This window comes from Brevundimonas guildfordensis, assembly GCF_014836405.1.
GTDB classification, from domain to species: Bacteria; Pseudomonadota; Alphaproteobacteria; order Caulobacterales; family Caulobacteraceae; genus Brevundimonas; species Brevundimonas guildfordensis.
Genome location: NZ_JACSQU010000003.1, coordinates 428,614 through 445,232 on the forward strand (window position 1 = coordinate 428,614; position 16,619 = coordinate 445,232).

General features: G+C 67.2%; 15 protein-coding genes, 1 tRNA gene and 1 riboswitch. Of the genes, 9 read left to right on the forward strand and 7 right to left on the reverse strand.

Going from position 1 to position 16,619, the window contains the following annotated elements; all coding sequences use genetic code 11:
• The first annotated feature begins 24 nt into the window (after positions 1-24).
• Both H9656_RS13575 and H9656_RS13580 read left to right on the forward strand, forming a co-directional pair.
• Entirely contained in the window at positions 25-948 is a 924-nt protein-coding gene (locus H9656_RS13575) for a sulfite exporter TauE/SafE family protein (protein WP_191744775.1), read from the forward strand.
• A complete protein-coding gene (locus H9656_RS13580; protein WP_191744776.1) occupies positions 948-1,766 on the forward strand; it encodes a TIGR02186 family protein in 819 nt (272 codons plus the stop codon). Before H9656_RS13575 ends, H9656_RS13580 begins: the two co-directional genes overlap by 1 nt.
• A gap of 127 nt (positions 1,767-1,893) precedes the next feature.
• Here the strand turns inward: H9656_RS13580 and H9656_RS13585 are convergent, their stop codons facing one another.
• The 3 genes from H9656_RS13585 to H9656_RS13595 all read right to left on the reverse strand — a co-directional run bounded on the left by H9656_RS13585 (position 1,894) and on the right by H9656_RS13595 (position 6,775).
• A complete protein-coding gene (locus H9656_RS13585) occupies positions 1,894-4,086 on the reverse strand; it encodes a 3-hydroxyacyl-CoA dehydrogenase NAD-binding domain-containing protein (protein ID WP_191744847.1) in 2,193 nt (730 codons plus the stop codon).
• Between the two features lie 17 nt (positions 4,087-4,103).
• A complete protein-coding gene (locus tag H9656_RS13590; RefSeq protein WP_191744777.1) occupies positions 4,104-5,309 on the reverse strand; it encodes an acetyl-CoA C-acetyltransferase in 1,206 nt (401 codons plus the stop codon).
• A 236-nt stretch (positions 5,310-5,545) separates the two neighbouring features.
• Positions 5,546-6,775 (reverse strand): PQQ-dependent sugar dehydrogenase, encoded by a 1,230-nt coding sequence (locus tag H9656_RS13595; RefSeq protein ID WP_191744778.1) that lies wholly within the window; start codon positions 6,773-6,775, stop codon positions 5,546-5,548.
• A 195-nt stretch (positions 6,776-6,970) separates the two neighbouring features.
• Here H9656_RS13595 and H9656_RS13600 point away from each other — a divergent pair.
• The 4 genes from H9656_RS13600 (at position 6,971) to H9656_RS13615 (ending at position 8,753) form a co-directional block, all read left to right on the forward strand.
• Positions 6,971-7,047: transfer RNA gene (locus tag H9656_RS13600), tRNA-Met, on the forward strand.
• A 222-nt stretch (positions 7,048-7,269) separates the two neighbouring features.
• Positions 7,270-7,518, forward strand: a complete 249-nt coding sequence (locus H9656_RS13605) for a hypothetical protein (protein WP_191744779.1) — start codon at positions 7,270-7,272, stop codon at positions 7,516-7,518.
• A 177-nt stretch (positions 7,519-7,695) separates the two neighbouring features.
• Positions 7,696-8,187 (forward strand): IPTL-CTERM sorting domain-containing protein, encoded by a 492-nt coding sequence (locus H9656_RS13610; RefSeq protein WP_191744780.1) that lies wholly within the window; start codon positions 7,696-7,698, stop codon positions 8,185-8,187.
• A gap of 278 nt (positions 8,188-8,465) precedes the next feature.
• On the forward strand, positions 8,466-8,753 hold the full coding sequence (locus tag H9656_RS13615; RefSeq protein ID WP_191744781.1) for a site-specific integrase: 288 nt from the start codon (positions 8,466-8,468) through the stop codon (positions 8,751-8,753).
• Between the two features lie 71 nt (positions 8,754-8,824).
• Here the strand turns inward: H9656_RS13615 and H9656_RS13620 are convergent, their stop codons facing one another.
• Together H9656_RS13620 and H9656_RS13625 are read right to left on the reverse strand one after the other, a co-directional pair.
• Positions 8,825-9,052 (reverse strand): hypothetical protein, encoded by a 228-nt coding sequence (locus tag H9656_RS13620; RefSeq protein WP_191744782.1) that lies wholly within the window; start codon positions 9,050-9,052, stop codon positions 8,825-8,827.
• 71 nt (positions 9,053-9,123) lie between these two features.
• Positions 9,124-9,714, reverse strand: coding sequence for a manganese efflux pump MntP (locus H9656_RS13625; protein WP_225212520.1), 591 nt, complete (start codon positions 9,712-9,714; stop codon positions 9,124-9,126).
• Positions 9,715-9,720: 6 nt separating this feature from the next.
• A riboswitch (yybP-ykoY riboswitch) is annotated at positions 9,721-9,903 on the reverse strand.
• 105 nt (positions 9,904-10,008) lie between these two features.
• Here H9656_RS13625 and rlmN point away from each other — a divergent pair.
• The 3 genes from rlmN to H9656_RS13640 all read left to right on the forward strand — a co-directional run bounded on the left by rlmN (position 10,009) and on the right by H9656_RS13640 (position 12,583).
• Positions 10,009-11,172, forward strand: a complete 1,164-nt coding sequence (gene rlmN, locus H9656_RS13630; protein WP_191744783.1) for a 23S rRNA (adenine(2503)-C(2))-methyltransferase RlmN — start codon at positions 10,009-10,011, stop codon at positions 11,170-11,172.
• 132 nt (positions 11,173-11,304) lie between these two features.
• Positions 11,305-11,748 carry a DUF350 domain-containing protein gene (locus H9656_RS13635; RefSeq protein WP_191744784.1) on the forward strand — a complete coding sequence of 148 codons (444 nt, stop codon included), beginning with the start codon at positions 11,305-11,307 and terminating at the stop codon, positions 11,746-11,748.
• 10 nt (positions 11,749-11,758) lie between these two features.
• A complete protein-coding gene (locus H9656_RS13640; RefSeq protein ID WP_191744785.1) occupies positions 11,759-12,583 on the forward strand; it encodes a S1 family peptidase in 825 nt (274 codons plus the stop codon).
• A 7-nt stretch (positions 12,584-12,590) separates the two neighbouring features.
• On the opposite strand, the gene H9656_RS13645 is transcribed toward H9656_RS13640, so the two are convergent.
• Together H9656_RS13645 and H9656_RS13650 are read right to left on the reverse strand one after the other, a co-directional pair.
• On the reverse strand, positions 12,591-13,625 hold the full coding sequence (locus tag H9656_RS13645; RefSeq protein WP_191744786.1) for a tetratricopeptide repeat protein: 1,035 nt from the start codon (positions 13,623-13,625) through the stop codon (positions 12,591-12,593).
• A gap of 56 nt (positions 13,626-13,681) precedes the next feature.
• On the reverse strand, positions 13,682-16,537 hold the full coding sequence (locus H9656_RS13650; RefSeq protein WP_191744787.1) for a M16 family metallopeptidase: 2,856 nt from the start codon (positions 16,535-16,537) through the stop codon (positions 13,682-13,684).
• Between the last annotated feature and the right edge of the window lie 82 nt (positions 16,538-16,619).

The window sequence follows — 16,619 nt, forward strand, 5'->3', positions numbered from 1 at the left end:
TCCTTCCAGCCGAAGGCGCGTGCCGTGGATATTTACCTGCCGATCGCCGAAGTCTCGGTGAACTGGCCGCTCCTGGTCATGCTGGGAGCGCTGGTCGGATTCGTGTCCGGCCTGTTCGGCATTGGCGGCGGCTTCCTGATGGCGCCGGTGCTGGTGTTTCTGGGCATTCCGCCAACGGTGGCGGTGGCCAGCCAGGCCAGCCACGTCGTCGCCTCCTCGACCTCGGGCGTGATCCGTTATTCCGGCATGGGCGCGGTCGATTACCGTATCGGCGGCATCATGGCCGTGGGCGGCGCCTTGGGCGCGCTCGTGGGCGTCGAACTGTTCCGCTACCTGCGCCTGCTGGGTCAGGCCGATCTGGTGGTGTCGCTGTCCTATCTGCTGTTCCTCGGCTCCATCGGCTGCATGATGCTGTACGAGAGCCTGACGCAGATCCTTCATCGCGTCCGGGGCGAGACCCCGCCGCGCAAGGAGCGTCGTCGCCCGATGTGGCTGTACGGCCTGCCGTTCAGGATGCGTTTCCCCCGCTCGGGCCTCTATATCAGCGCCATTCCCCCGTTCGGACTAGGCGTGTTCGCGGGCATACTGTCGGCGATCATGGGGGTGGGCGGCGGCTTCATCCTGGTGCCGGCCATGCTCTATGTGCTGCGCATGAGGGCCAGCGTGGTGGTCGGCACCAGCCTGTTCCAGATCATCATCACCACCGCCATCACCACCGTGCTTCAGGCCGGGCGCAACCAGACGGTGGACATCGTCCTGTCGACCATCCTGCTGCTGGGCGGGGTGGTGGGGGCTCAGTACGGCGCCCGGCTGTCGGGCCGGTTCCGCGCCGAGGAGATGCGGGCGGCCCTGGGTCTGATCGTGCTGCTGGTCGGCATCCAGATGGGGCTGGAGCTGTTCGTTCGGCCCAGCGACCTGTTCCTGCTGGCGCCCGGGGTGGCGGACTGATGTTCCAGGTCCTACCGCCAGAGCCGCCGCCCCAGGCCGCGGCGCCCGAGATCATCATCGAACGCTCGGCCGCCACGACCGAGGAAGTGCGGGTCGCCGCCGCCCTGACCGACGCGCGGGTGGATGTGGACTCAGGCTTCAAGGGGGCCTCGATCGTCCTGTACGGCGCCGTGTTCAACCCCAGCGCCAGGCCCGCTGACGTAGTGGTGGTGGTGCGCGGGCCGGACGCTCCGGTCCGTCTGGTCAAGAAGACGCGCAACATGGGGGTCTGGCTGAACAGCCGCCCGGTGTTGTTCGAGGGCGCGCCCGGTTTCTACATGACCGCCTCGACGCGGCCCCTGAGCGACATCGCCGACTTCGGTCAACTGCGTCGGCTGGGCGTGGGCGTTGATCACCTGCGCATCGACGCGCCAGAGGAGGCGCGCACCGTCACCCGCTACGGCGTGCGCGACGTGGTCGTCAGCCGCCTGGGCGAGGATTATCTCGACTGGCGCCGGGCCGTCATCCGGCTGAAGGAGGCGGCGGCCCTCTACGACACCGATCCCAAGGGGGTGGAGTTCGTCGACCGGGGCCTGTTCCGCGCCGAGGTCAAACTGCCCGCCGTGGCGCCGACGGGCAAATACTACGCGGAGGTCTGGCTGTTTCAGGAGGGGGCCCCGGTGTCGGTGTCAAACCTGACCCTGACCGTCGAGAAGGTGGGGCTGGAGCGCGACATCTATGAGTTCGCCCATCGCCGCCCGTGGAGCTATGGCGTGCTGTGCGTGCTGCTGGCGGCGATGACCGGCTATGCGGCGTCACGGGTGTTCCGGAGCCGGTAAACACTTCCGTTCATCCCGGCGGAGGTGGAGCTGCGCTCAAGCAGCGAGCGACCGCGTCGGGAGCGTAGGGCAAAGAAGAAAGGGCGGCCCGAAGGCCGCCCTTTCCGTTTCAGTCTGAAGTCTCGCCTCAGGCCGCCTTCGTCTGCGGCGCGAAGCGGCCGTAGAAGGTTTCGTCCTTGGCGGCCATGTCGCGCAGAAGCGCCGGGACCTTGAAGCGGTCGCCGTATTTGGCGGCCAGGTCGTCGGCCTTGGCCACGAAGGCCTTCAGGCCGGTCTGGTCCATGAAGGTGATGGGGCCGCCGGTCCAGGGGGCGAAGCCCCAGCCCAGGATGGCGCCCAGGTCGCCTTCGCGCGGGTCGTCGATGACGCCCTCTTCCCAGCAACGGGCCACTTCCACCGCCTGGCGATACAGCAGGCGGGTCTTCAGTTCGTCGATGGCGGCCAGCGCCTCGGCACTTTCGCCGAGTTCCGCGCCCTTGGTGGTCGGGGCCAGGTCGTAGAGGCCCGGCCAGATGACCTTGGGCTTCTGGTCATAGTCGTAGAAGCCCTTGCCGTTCTTGCGGCCGAAACGGCCCTGCTCGACCATCGTCGCCACGATCTGCTCGCCCTCGTTGGGGACGTATTTGTCGCCGAGATCCTCGCGGGTCTGCTTGGCGATCTTGTACGACAGGTCCAGGGCCACGTCGTCGTGCATCTCCAGCGGGCCGCGCGGCATGCCGGTCATACGGCCGACGTTGTCGATCAGCACGGGCGAATAGCCCTCTTCCAGCATGGCCATGCCTTCCATCAGGAAGGTGGAGAAGCAGCGCGAGGTGTAGAAACCGCGGCTGTCATTCACGACGATCGGCGTCTTCCTGATCTTCAGGACATAGTCCAGCGCCTTGGCCAGGGCCGCGTCGCCGGTCTTCTCGCCCATGATGATCTCGACCAGCATCATCTTGTCGACGGGCGAGAAGAAGTGGATGCCGATGAAGTCCTCGGGCCGCACGCTGGCCTCGGCCAGACCCGAGATGGGCAGGGTCGAGGTGTTGGAGCCGAACACGGCGCCCTCCGCCAGTTGGGCCTCGGCGCGCTTGGTGACGTCCGCCTTGATCTCGCGGTTCTCGAACACGGCCTCGATGACCAGATCCGAGCCCTTGATCAGGTCATAGTCCGTCGTCGCCGTGACCAGGGCCAGGGTGGCGTCATACTTCTCCTGCGTCATCTGACCGCGCGACAGGCGCTTCTTCAGCAGTTCCTCGACGTGGGCTTTGCCCTTGTCGGCGGCTTCCTGCGTCTGGTCGATCAGCACGGTCTCGATGCCGGCCATGACCTGAACATAGGCGATCCCCGCGCCCATCATGCCGGCGCCGAGGACGCTGACCTTCTTGGGGTCGGACTTGGGCACGCCCGCCGGGCGCACGGCCCCCTTGTCCAGTTCCTGTTTCGACAGGAACAGGCTGCGGATCATGGCCTGGGCCTGCGGCGTCATCAGGGTCTTGATGAAGTAGCGCGTCTCGATGCGCAGGCCGGCCTCGATGGGGACCTGCACGCCTTCATAGACGGCCTTCATCATGTTCAGCACGGCCGGATAGTTGCCGTAGGACTGCTTGCGCAGGATGGCGTTGCCCATGATGAAGATCTGGGCGCCCGCCGGGTGATAGGGGCCGCCGCCGGGGATCTTGAACTTGGGATCGTCCCACGGCTGGACGGCCTTGCCGCCGTTCTTGATCCAGGCTTTTGCGGCTTCCACCGACTGGCCCTTCTCGACGACCTCATGGACGACGCCGGCGCCCTTGGCGTCGTTCGGGCGCCAGGACTTGCCCTCGGCCATCTGCATCAGGGCGTTCTGCACCCCGATCAGGCGCGTCAGGCGCTGGGTGCCGCCACCGCCGGGGAACAGGCCGACCTTGATTTCGGGCAGGCCCAGCTGGATCTTCGGGTCGTTCTCGACCACGCGATAGTGGCAGGCCAGGGTGAACTCCAGCCCGCCGCCCAGCGCCAGGCCGTTGATGGCCGCCGCCACCGGCTTGCCGGAGGTCTCCAGCGCGCGGAAGGCGCCGTTCAGCGCCCAGCCGGTGTCGAACGCCTTCTGCAGGTCGCCGCCGCCGGCCAGCATCCCGGCGGCCATGTCGCCCAGGTCCGCCCCGGCGCAGAAGCCGGTCGTCTTGCCCGAGGTGAGGACCACGCCCTTGATGGCGTCGTCGGTCTTGATCGTCTCGACCAGCGCCGGGATCTCGGCGATCACGGCCGAGGTCAGGGTGTTCATCGAACGGCCCGGCACGTCGAAGGTGACGAGCGCGACGCCGTCGGCGTCGATGTCGATCTTGAAGTTTTCCATGGTCATATGCTCCCGGATCAGACGCGTTCGATGACGGTGGCGGTGCCCATGCCGCCGCCGATGCACAGGGTGGCCAGGGCCGTCGACTTGTCCGAGCGCTCCAGCTCGTCCAGCACCGTGCCCAGGATCATGGCGCCGGTGGCGCCCAGCGGGTGGCCCATGGCGATGGCGCCGCCGCAGACGTTGATCTTGTCATGCGGGATGTCGAGCGCCTGCATGTAGCGCAGAACCACGGCCGCGAAGGCCTCGTTCAGTTCATACAGGTCGATGTCGCCCGGCTGCATGCCCAGCTTGCCCAGCAGCTTGCGGGTCACGGGCTCGGGGCCCGTCAGCATGATCGACGGCTCCGAGCCGATCGAGGCGCCGCCCAGAATCTTGGCGCGCGGCTTCAGGCCCAGGGCCTCGCCCATCTCCTTGGTGCCGATCAGCACGCCCGCGGCGCCGTCGACGATGCCGGACGAGTTGCCGGGGGTGTGGACGTGGTTGACGCTGGCGACCTCGGGGTAGCGCTGGCCGATCACGGCGTCGAAGCCCATGCCGCCCATCATGACGAAGGAGGGGTTCAGCCCGCCCAGGATCTGCATGTCCGTGTTCGGACGAATGGTCTCGTCGTGGTCCAGTTGGGTCAGGCCGAGCTGGTTCTTGGCCGCGATCACCGACTTGTCGAAGCGGCGCTCGGCCCAGGACCGGGCGGCGCGCTTGTGGCTTTCGACCGAATAAGCGTCGACGTCGTCGCGGCTGAAGCCGTATTTGGTGGCGATCATGTCGGCCGAGACGCCCTGGGGCACGAAATAGGTCGGGAAGGCGGAGGACGGATCGGTCGGCCAGGCGCCGCCGTCCGAGCCCATCGGCACCCGGCTCATGGCTTCCACGCCGCCGCCGACGGCCATGCCCGCCTCGCCTGACTTCACCTTGGCGGCGGCCACGTTCACGGCCTCCAGGCCCGAGGCGCAGAAGCGGTTGATCTGGAAGCCTGCGGTCGCCTGGTCCCAACCCGCCGCCAGGACGGCGGTGCGGGCGATGTCGGCGCCCTGCTCGCCGACCGGCGAGACGCAGCCCAGGATCACGTCGTCGACCTTGGCGGTGTCCAGGCCGTTCCGGTCGCGCAGCGCCTCCAGCACCTGGCTGGCCAGGCTCAGCGCGGTGATCTCGTGCAGGCTGCCGTCCTTCTTGCCCTTGCCGCGCGGGGTGCGCACGGCGTCGTAGATATAGGCGTCGGCCATGGAGCGTCTCTCTTTTTCGGCGTCCCTATGCTCGGCGCGCGCGCCTCGCGGCTTGAGGGACAGGTGGCGTCTCAGGTCCCGCGCGGCGAGCGGAGGGGTCCGTTCGTCGCGTGTGGCGTGGAAACTCGGTCCGTTAGAAAGCCGACGTTTACGTCAACGTCAAGTAACAAGGCGCGTGAGGTCGCCTGACGTGAAAAGGGCGGGCCGTTTGCGTGGCCCGCCCCATCATCTCTGCTTCAGCGGCGCGCTAGCCGCACCAGCTTGCCGTTTTCTTCATCGGTGACGACCCAGACGGCGCCGTCGGGGCCGACCGCCACGTCGCGGATGCGTTCGCCCAGACCGGTCAGCAGCCGCTCCTCGCCGGCCACGCGGCCGTCCTGCAGCACCAGGCGGACCAGATGCTTGCCCCCAAGGCCGCCGATCAGGGCGTTGCCCTTCCAACCCGGGAACATGGCGCCCTCGTAGAAGACCATGCCGCCCGGGGCGATCACCGGGTCCCAGTAGTAGACGGGCTGGACGGTGCCTTCCTTCGTGGTCGTCGCGCCAGGGATGGCGTCGCCGCTATACTCGATGCCGTAGGCCGCGCCGGGCCAGCCGAAGTTGGCGCCGGCCTTCTCCAGATTCAGCTCGTCGCCGCCGCGCGTGCCGTGCTCGATGCTCCAGACCGCGCCGGTCTCCGGCTGGACGGCGATGCCCTGTGGATTGCGGTGGCCGTAGGACCAGATCTCGGGCAGGGCGTCGTCGCGGCCGACGAAGGGATTGTCCGGCGGGACCGAGCCGTCGGCGTTGATGCGGATGACCTTGCCGTGGTGCGAGGCCAGGCTCTGGGCGGTCGGCCGCATCGGCTTGTCCGAGCGCTCGCCGATGGTGATGTACAGCTTGCCGTCCGGGCCGAAGACGAGGGAGGAGCCGAAATGCTTGTCCCCGTCATAGGTGTCCTTGACCTGGAAGACGACCTGCACGTTCTCGACGCGGCTCAGGTCGTCTGAAAGGCGGCCGCGCGCCACGGCCGTTCCGTTGCCGCCATCCCGCGGCTGGGCGTAGGACCAGTAGATGGTCCGGTCCTGGGCGAAGCCTGGGCTCAGGATGACGTCCAGCAGGCCGCCCTGGCCGCGCGCCGCCACGGCGGGCAGGCCGCTGATCGGGGCGCCGATCTGGCCCTGGGCGCTGACGACGCGCATGCGGCCGGGCTTTTCCGTCACTAGCCACTGGCCGTCCGGCAGCAGGGCCAGGCCCCAGGGATGCTCCAAGCCTTCCGCCACGACAGCGTGCTGCATGGCGACCGAGGTGCTGACCGACGGGGCGCGGGTCTGGCCTTCGACGGCCGGCGTCTGATCAGGATTGTTGGGGGCTCGGGTTTCGACCGGGGCGCCCTTCGCGGCAGCTTGGTCGGTCGACTGTCCGTTGGCTCCGCAGGCAGCGAGAGCCAAAGCGGCGGCGGAAACGGCGAAGAGGGCGGGACGCATGGCGGCTCCTGAACAGCGTGGCTTTGGACGTGAAGATGCAGGCTTGAATCGCGTTAGGCGAGCCGAAAGACGGCCGCGACCGATGATCCCGCGTGAAAACCCTATCGAACCGGCTTGAACCCGACGAAAGGCGGCGATATACGCAGCCCTCTCGCGCTCAGAGGTCGTTTCGGCCCGGCGCGACGCTCCGTATGGGGTTGGGTAGCTCAGATGGTTAGAGCGGTGGATTCATAACCCACAGGTCGGCGGTTCGATCCCGCCTCCAACCACCACGGAACTTCCTAAAATCAAAGAGTTAGTCCGATCCCTAAAAAGGGGAGGGCGCGTTGAAATGAGAACATAAGGGGGTCGGAACGGCCGCTCCGGTAGTGACGTCCCGGAATAGTCCCGGAGGATGTTCTTGTTCCGTTTTCCTCTGACTTGCCATGGTCAGGCCGACACACGACCATTTGTGTCGTAACTGTCCCTATCCTGCACCGCCAATGGGGTGCGCCGTGGCCATCGAGACCGTTCACATCGTGCAGGCCTACGTCCAGGGCCGAGGGAAGAACCTGAAGGCCGACCAACCGATGGGCTGTAAGACTGCCGAGGAAGCCCGGCGCAAGGCCGAGCGCCTGGCCCGTCTTCGGTTGGGCGTCGTGGCCTACTCGGCATCGGCAGACACCGAGATGGGCGACTACGACGAGAACCCGACGATCCTGTTCAAGGCCGGTCAACTGCCGCCGCCGTGGTCGGAAGAATAATCCGAGGAATATTTTTCAGCCTGGGATTAGTCAGGACTAGCGGGCCGAACCCCACCAGGAAAACCCGTCGGACCTAACTCCTGCATCTTCCGTCCCTATCAAAACTTAATGTTATTTATTGAGCCAAACAAAAATTGTCGTTATCCAAAATTTCTAAGGGCTTAGGGGACATGCATCATGAAGACGTTTTGGGCGACCGCGATTGTCGGAGCAACGCTGGCCTTCAGCCATGCCGCCCTGGCCGACACCTATAGCCTTACACCCGTTCCTTCGCAGTACTGGTCGATCGGCTGGGAAGGCGTCAGCCCCATGTGTTCTGATCTTGACGTCCTGCGCGCCCAGTTCAGCCAGACTATCGTCACTACAGTCGATGGTGGCCCGCGCACTCTGACATTCGATTACCTATCCTCATACGCAGACCTAGATAAGCTAGTTATCTACGCATCTTTCGCCGAGGCCCCCGACATGGGGGACCGTGACATTACCTCGATGACGGTAGGCGGCCGATCATTTCTCACCTGTGATGGCAACACCTTCCCCTTGCCCGGCTATATCGCCCCCACCCCTGCTCCAGTCCCAACGCTCTCCGAATGGGCGATGATTATGCTCGGCGTGGTGTTGGCTGGGGGCGCAGCGCTCACCATTCACCGGCGGCGCGCCCACTCCTGAAACGAAAACGCCCCGCCACCCGGTGAAGGGCGACGGGGCGTGGCGGAGCCTGAGGGCTCGACGCTGGGAACATAAGTGACGGTGCATAAAAAGCACTCCTTATGCGAGCCCTACATCTTGGGACAATGCTGATTTGTTCCTCGTCCAGCACCACATATAGCGCATGCAGACGATCTAGGGCGTCGACTCCAGTGACGGCTTGACGAATTCATAGCCGTGGCGCTCGCGCCTTCTTTCTAGTTGCTCCAGCCTCACTAGCGCCCTTTACGCGCCGGGCGATGAAGCGATCCGGGCTGAAAGACGCCAAGGGCCTGCGGGGCATCCACGACCTACGCCACCACAGCGGCATGCAGATCCTGCGGGAGACCTGCAACCTTCGTCTGGCGCAGCGCCTCCTGGGCCATGCCGACATCAAGTCGACGATGGTGTACGCCCATGCGATCGAGGACGACGTGAAAGCCGGGCTTGCGGCGCTCTCCCGGAATAGTCCCGGAGCCACCAAGGGGGACGGGAAAAAGGGCCAGCCGAAACAAACGTCAAAGGGGTCGCGCGCGGCGGCTTCATAACCACAGGTCGGCGGTTCGATCCCGCCTCCCACCACCACGGATTTCACCTTAAAAGCTAGAAGCGTGGGGCCTCACCCGCGAGGAATGCGCGTTGCGCCGCCGGTGATCTTGCAGACGTAATCGGTCTGCGGCCGTCCAGTCTGGCGGCCGGTGGGCGAGATGATGCCCCCGCGATCGCGGCATTCGGAATCCAGCTTGTCCATTTCCTGCTGATAGGTGGGCAATGAACGGCCAGAGGCGCAAGCGGCGAGGGTCAGTGGGGCGACGAGGGCAGCGGCGAACAAGAGGGGGGCGCGCATGGTGGTCTCCTTCATCAGGTGAACGTGCGGCGAGGCCGGATGATCCTCCCGAACGCGCCCGCAGGCAAGGGTCAGGCCGCGAGGACGCCCAGATGCTCCAGCAGAATCTTCAGGCCCAGCGCGATGACGGCCACGCCGCCCACCAGCTCTACGATCTTGCCAAGCCGCACGCCCGCCGCCTTGCCGACCAGCAGCCCCAGCGTGGCCAAAGCAAAAGTGGTGAAGCCGATGCAGCCGGCGATCAGCCAGATGTTGGCGTCCAGCAACGCCAGGCCGACTCCGACGGCGCCCGCGTCGATCGAGGTCCCGACAGCAGTGGCGATCAGGGCCAGGAGCCCGCGCGACGCAGCCTTGCCGGCGGCGTTGTCGGCCTCGAGCTCTTGTTCGTCGCGCTTTAACGCCTCCCAGATCATCTTGGCGCCGACGGCGCCGAGCAGACCAAAGGCGATCCAGTGGTCGATCTGCTCGACCATGTCGGCGGCGGCGACCCCGAGGGCGAAGCCGATCAGGGGAGTGATGGCTTCGATCACGCCGAACACCAGACCTGATCTCAGGGCCTGGGGCACCGTCGGGCGGTGCTGGGCGCCGCGGCCGATGGCGGCGGCGAAGGCGTCGGCGGACATGCTGACGGACAATATGGCGATGGCGGCGGGGGACATCATGGGGATAGCGAACTCAGCCGGACGCAGGACAGCACGCCCCACGCGCGGGCCGGCCCCACGGGTGCAGCATGCTGGTCTCGCTAGGCGGAGGTTGATCCGCTGATCGCGCCATGCCCTTGCAGGCAAGTATGTTGACGCGACCCCGACTGGGATATGTCGGAAGCTACTCCCCAACGGCCGCCCCTCTAGCGCCTCGTTCCGCCCGTATCAAGCCGGCCATAGCCAAAAGGCGACAAGACGCCCCATCCGTGCTAGACGCCGCCGCCTCAACTCTTCGCCGCAGGACTTCCGCCCTTGAGCATCACGCTCGACCTTTCGCGCGCCAGCGCTTCAGCCAAGACGCCCGTCAACCTCAGCGGTCTGACGCGCGACGAACTGCGCCAGGCGCTGATCGACGCCGGGATCTGCCCGCCGGAGAAGGCCCGGATGCGCGCCTCCCAGGTGTGGCGCTGGATCCACCACTACGGCGTGACCGACTTCGCCCTGATGAGCGATGTGGCCAAGGACACCCGCGCGGCGCTGGCCGAGGCCTTCACCCTGGCCCGTCCCGAGATCGTCGAGCGCCAGGTGTCCAAGGACGGCACGCGCAAATGGCTGATCCGCATGGCGCCGGGGATCGAGGTCGAGACCGTCTACATCCCGGACGTGGGCCGGGCCGGCGCCCTGTGCGTCTCGTCCCAGGTCGGCTGCACCCTGAACTGCACCTTCTGCCACACCGGCACGCAGAAACTGGTGCGCAACCTGACGACGGCCGAGATTGTGGCCCAGGTCCAGGTGGCGCGCGACGATCTGGACGAGTGGCCCTCGCCCAAGGAAGACCGTCGCCTGTCCAACATCGTCTTCATGGGCATGGGCGAGCCGCTCTACAATCTGGACCACGTCGCCAACGCCATCGACATCATCTCCGACAATGAGGGCATCGCCCTGTCGCGGCGTCGGATTACCGTGTCGACGTCGGGCGTCGTGCCGCAGCTGAACGCCCTGGGCGAGCGCACGGCGGCCATGCTGGCCATCAGCCTGCACGCCACCAACGATCCCTTGCGCGACCAGCTGGTGCCGCTGAACAAGAAGTATCCGCTGGACCAGCTGATGGCCGCCATTCGCGCCTATCCGGGCCTGTCCAACGCGCGCCGCGTGACGTTCGAATACGTCATGCTGAAGGGCGTCAACGACAGCCCGGCCGAGGCGCGCGCCTTGATCAAGCTGATCGAGGGCATTCCGTCCAAGGTGAACCTGATCCCGTTCAACCCCTGGCCGGGCACCGACTATCAGTGCTCGGACTGGAAGACGATCGAGACCTTCGCCGCCATCCTGAACAAGGCCGGCTACGCCTCGCCGATCCGCACGCCGCGCGGCCGCGACATCCTGGCGGCCTGCGGCCAGCTGAAGTCCGAGAGCGAGAAGCTGCGTGCCTCGGCGCGTCTGAAGGCAGAGCGCGAAGCGGTCGACGCCGCCTGAGGCCGCTGGCCGTCCTGGTGGACGCTTTGTCCGCCGACTGTGGCGCGGGCGCCCTAGCGGAGGGCTCAAGCTTTCGGGCAAGAATGTTTTGGTTTCGTTCCCCATCGGATTGGGAGGCTAGGGTTCGTCGTCATGGAGACCTCGTCGTTGCCGGGCGTGCTGTCGACGCCTGAACTCCAGGCCTTTGCGACGGGCTTTCCCATCCTGATGCTGCATCTGGCGGTGACCTTCGGCCTCTTGGCGGCGGGGGCGGCGGTCTACGCCCTGCTCACGCCATGGCGCGAGATCGCGCTGATCCGCCAGGGCAACCCGGCCGCCGCCGTGGCCTTTGCCGGGGTGCTGGTCGGTCTGGCGATTCCGCTGGCGGTGTCCCTGTCGATCTCCACCTCGATCCGCGACATCGCCATCTGGGGCGTCGCGACGGTGGTGCTGCAACTGCTCGCCTTCCGCGTCGTGGACTTCCTGCTGAACGGCCTGCCGCAACGGATAGAGAAGGGCGAGGTGTCCGCCTCTGTGGTCCTGGCCGGGGCCAAGCTGTCGACCGCCCTGATCCTGGCGGCCGCACTGACCGGCTGAGGGGGCGGCCGTGCGCTTCCCCCATCTACCCGACTGGACCATCTATGCCGCCGTCATCGGCGTGATCCTGGTTGCTTCCTTGAACCGGGGCGAGCGCGCCGACGCGCCGCACGATGATCATGAGGACGAGGCGTCCGGCCCCTTGCTGGGGCCGATCACCCCCTTCGATCCGTCCGTCACTGTCGATACGTCCAACGAGCACGAACCGGTGTCGGGCACGGCCTTTTCCATCGCTGGCGACGGCCGTTGGATCACCGCCCGACATGTGGTCGAGGGTTGCCGCAAGCCGGCGCTGATGATCGACAAGACCCGCGCCCTCGCCGCCGACGTGCGGTTGGCGGCGCGGGCGGATGTGGCGGTGCTGTTGACTGATGGCGGACCGCCCGCCCTGCCGATCGCGGCCGAGGCACCGCTGTATAAGGGGCAGCGCGCCTTCCATCCCGGCTTCCCGCAGGGGCAGGCGGGCGAGGTCGCCTCGCGCCTGATCGGTCGCGAAACGCTGAAGATCCGCGGCCACCGCTCCTATGACGAGCCGGTGCTGGCCTGGGCCGAAGCCGGGCGCACGCGCGGGCTGAAGGGCACGTTGTCAGGCCTGTCGGGCGCGCCGGTGCTGGACCGACGCGGCCGGGTTTTGGGCGTGACAATCGCCGAGTCGCCCCGACGCGGCCGCATCTACACTACGGCGCCCGACACCTTCGTGCCCGCCGTCGGGACGCAACAGCGCGCCGACGAGGCGGCCCTAGGCCAGGCGGTTACCACCCAAAACTACGGCGCCGTCTCCGACCGCCTGCGCCGTGACCTGCGCGTCGCACAGGTGGTTTGCCTGACGACGTGAACGGAGCCTAGCGCGGCGCGCCGTGATCCTTGACCCATCTCGCCTTGGCGGCGTCGATGTCGATGCGGGGAAGTTGGGCTAAGGGTTCCGCGAACTGTCTCAGCAGGATCGCGGCATTGGCGTCGCCGCCTTCTGCGGCCAACTCGACATAGGCTGCGCCCTTGACCAGGTCGCTGGCGCCGCCCTGACCGACCAGTATCATCATGCCCAGAGCACGCAGGGCGTGGGCCGAGCCGTTCTGCGCCGCCCGCGCATACCAGAGGCGGGCCTCGGCGGGGTCGGGCGATACGCCCTGTCCCACGGCCAGCATGACCGCCAATGAGATCATGCCGCTTTCGAAATTCTGTTCCGCGGCCTGACGAACGTAGCGGTACGCTGACGCGAGCTCGGATGGCTCCCCGCCGTCTAGCAGCAGCATGCCGAGGTTCCATTGGGCGCGCGGATCGCCGCTGTCCGCAGCAAGGGCCAGGTGGGTGCGAGCGGCGTCGACGTCGACCGGGACGCCCCAGCCGTTCTGATAAGCGCGTCCCAGCAGGAACTGCGCGTCGACATTGCCGGGGTCCGCCTCGACGGCGGTCTGCATCAGCCGGGTCCCCTTTTTCAGATCCTGTTGGACGCCCGCGCCGAAGAGGTAGGCCCGGCCGAGCGGGTAGGCGGCGGCCGGCAGGTACTTCGCGTTCAGGCCGTTGAGCCAGGTTATGGCTTCCGCATCGTCGGCAGGATCGTTGTTCATCAATCGCCGCAGGCCGATGTTCAGTCGTGCATTCTCCGACCCGTCCCGCAGAGCCTGCGCCCAGAGGCGTTCTGACCGTTCGGGGTCGCCTCCGGTGATTTCCAGTGCGGAAGCCAGGGAAGCAGCCGCCTCGGCATCGCCAGCGGCTACCAGAGGCTCCAGTGCGGCGATGGCTGCCGTGGGATCGGTCCGGAGCAACGCCAGGGCGTCGTCCAGAGGGTCCGCCGCGGGCGAGACCGCCTGTACGGGCGAACTGGCCAGCCCGATTGTTCCGACCGCCAGCAGGGCGACGTATCCTGTCTTCAGCATAGTGCGGTTCTCCGATTTCCAGCTTGGCCGGAAATCGGAGCCCGCGGCAAGCAACCTTATTTCAGCGTCGCGCTGTTCAGGTTGAGCTCGGTCAGGGGGATGACCTCGACATTGGGATACTTCGCCCGCAGATCATCGATGAATTTGGAAGCGTCGCCGACGATGACCAGGCTGGCCCGGTCGGTCGGCAGATGCTGGGCGAAGGCGGTCTCGACCTGTTCGGCCGTCACCGCGCGGACGCGCCCGGCGTAGTCGGCCAAGTCGCTCATCGGCAGATCATAGAGGGCCAGGTTGGCGACCAGGCCGCCCAGGCCGTCCACTGTTTCCAGCGAACGCCCGAAGCCGCCGATCAACGTGGCGCGGCGGGGCGAAAGCTCGGTCTCGGTCGCCGTGGTGGTCCCTAGCTTGCCGATCTCTTCAAGGATCAGATCGGCCACCTCGGTCGCCGTCTCGTTCTTGGTCTGGGTCGAGGCCGAAAACACGCCGGTCTGCTGCTGGGCGCCGACCGACGAGCGGGCGCCGTAGCTGAGGCCGCGCTTGATGCGGATCTCCTGGTTCAGACGTGACGAGAAGCCGCCGCCCAGCAGGGTGTTGCCCAGCGTCAGCGGGAAGTAGTCGGCGTCGGTGCGACTGATCCCGCGAATGGCGGCGACCACGGCGGCCTGGCCTGCGCCGGGCTGGTCGATCACGACGACGCGCGGGGCCAGCGCCTGGCCAGCCTTGTCGATCGCGGCCGGAGCGGGGCCGGCGTCGCGCCAGTCGCCGAAGGCTTCAGCGGCCAGGGCGCGCGCCTCGGCGGGGGTCACGTCGCCCGAGAAGACGAGGGTCGCCTGCGAGGGCCGGAACCGGGCGGCGTGGAAGGCCGCGACGTCGTCGCGCGTCAGGGCGGGGATGCTGGTCACCGTGCCCGAGCCCGGCGCGCCGTAAGGGGCCGCGCCGTACATCACCCTGCCGACCGACTGGGAGGCGATGGAGCCGGGCTGGCTCAAGGCCACGCGCAGACCGTCCAGGGTCTGGGACTGCTGACGCTCCAGCTCCTCCTGGGCGAAGGCCGGGTTGCGCACCAGATCGGCCATCAGGGTCAGGGTGCGGCCGAACACGTCCTTGGGCGCGTTGGCGTAGACATTGGTGAAGTCGGGGCCCGCGCCCGTGCCGATACTGGCGCCCAGCTGTTCGATCGCAGTGGCGATCTCCGGCGCCGACTGCGTCGTCGTGCCCTTGGTCAGCAGGTTGGCGGTCATGGAGGCGACGCCGGCCTTGTCGGCAGGGTCATGGGCCGAGCCGGCGTTGAAGTTCAGCCGGGCCGAAACCAGCGGCAGACCCTTGGTCGGAGCGACCAGAACGCGCATGCCGTTGTCGAGGCGGAAATCGGCGATGGCCGGGGTGGCGGGCGACACCTCAGGCCCCGGTTGAGGCAGGCGGGCGCGCTCGGCTTCCGGCAGCAGGACGGCGACCGGACCGGCCGGCGCCAGAGACGCCACGGTGACGGGCGCGTCGACGTCCTTCTTCTGCTCGCTGGGCGGGTTGGCGTCGCCGGCGGGCAGATAGTTGATGGTGATCTGGCGCTGCGGCGTCAGATAGCGGCGGGCCACCCGCTGGATGTCGGCGACGGTGACGGCCTGGATCTCGGCGATCTCGCGGTCGGCGGCGGTCGCGTCGCCGGTCATGATCAGCGCCATGCCCAGGGTGGTGGCGCGGTCATCGATGCTTTCACGCCCGCGCAGGGCGTTGGCGACCAGCTCGTTCTTGGCCTCGGCCAGTTCGGCGGCGGTGACGGGCTCGTCGCGCAGACGCGCGATCTCGGCTTCGAGCGCCGCCTGACCGGTTTCGACGTTCTGGCCGTCGGCCATGATGGCGTAGGCGGCCAGATTGCCCGCCTGCTGGGCGAAGTCGGGGTTGGAGCCCGCCTGGGCGGCGATCTGCTTGTCATAAACCAGCGAGCGGTACAGGCGGCTGCTTTCGCCGGTCGACAGGATGCCGTCCAGCACCGTCAGAGCCGGGCGGTCGGCGTCCTTATAGGCCACGGTGTTCCAGGCCAGGGCCACGGCGGGCAGGGGCACGTTCGGCGCGTAGAAGGTGGCGGTGCGCGGGCCGGTCGGCTCGGGCTCCTTGACGTCATTGGCGGGCATGGGCGTCGAGGGCCGCTTCAGCGGGGCGAAATACTCATCGATCCAGCCGTCCAGCTGCGCCTGATCAAAGTTGCCGGCCACGATCAGCATGGCGTTGTCCGGCCGGTAGTAGGTGGCGTGGAAGCGCAGCACGTCGTCCAGCGTCGCCGCATCCAGCTCCTCGATCGAGCCGATGCCGGGGCGACGATAGGGGTGGTCCTGATAGATGGTCTGGGGCGCGAACAGGCCGAACAGGCGTCCATAGGGGCTGGCCAGGATGCGCTGGCGGTATTCCTCCTTCACCACGTCGCGCTCGGACTCGAAGGTCGGCTGATCGACGACCAGGGAGCCCATGCGGTCGGCCTCGGCGAAGAGGATGCGCTGCAGGTGGTTGGCGGGAACGACCTCATAATAGGCGGTGACGTCGTCGGCGGTGAAGGCGTTGTTCATGCCGCCGACGTCCTCGGTCAGACGGTCGAACGTCTCGGACGGCATGTTCTTCGTCGCCTTGAACAGCAGGTGTTCGAACAGGTGGGCGAAGCCCGAGCGGCCCGCCGGATCGTCCTTCGACCCCACGCGATACCAGACCTGGACCGTGACGTTCGAGGTCGAGGCGTCGCGCGCCGTATAGACCTCCATGCCGTTGGCCAGCACCCGCTTGTGGAAGCCCAGCGGCGGAACCTGGACGCCGCCTTGAACGGCGGACGTGCTCGCCGGCGGCGCCTTGGCCCAGGCCGGAGCGGCGGCGGGCAGGCCAAGCAGCAGCGCCGAGGCGCAGGCGGTCAGGATCAGACGATTCTTCATGAGGACGGCTTTCCAACGCCCGCAGTCGAAGAAACGGGCGAGGAAAACCTAACAGGACGAAGCGCCGCTGCGCACCTTACGG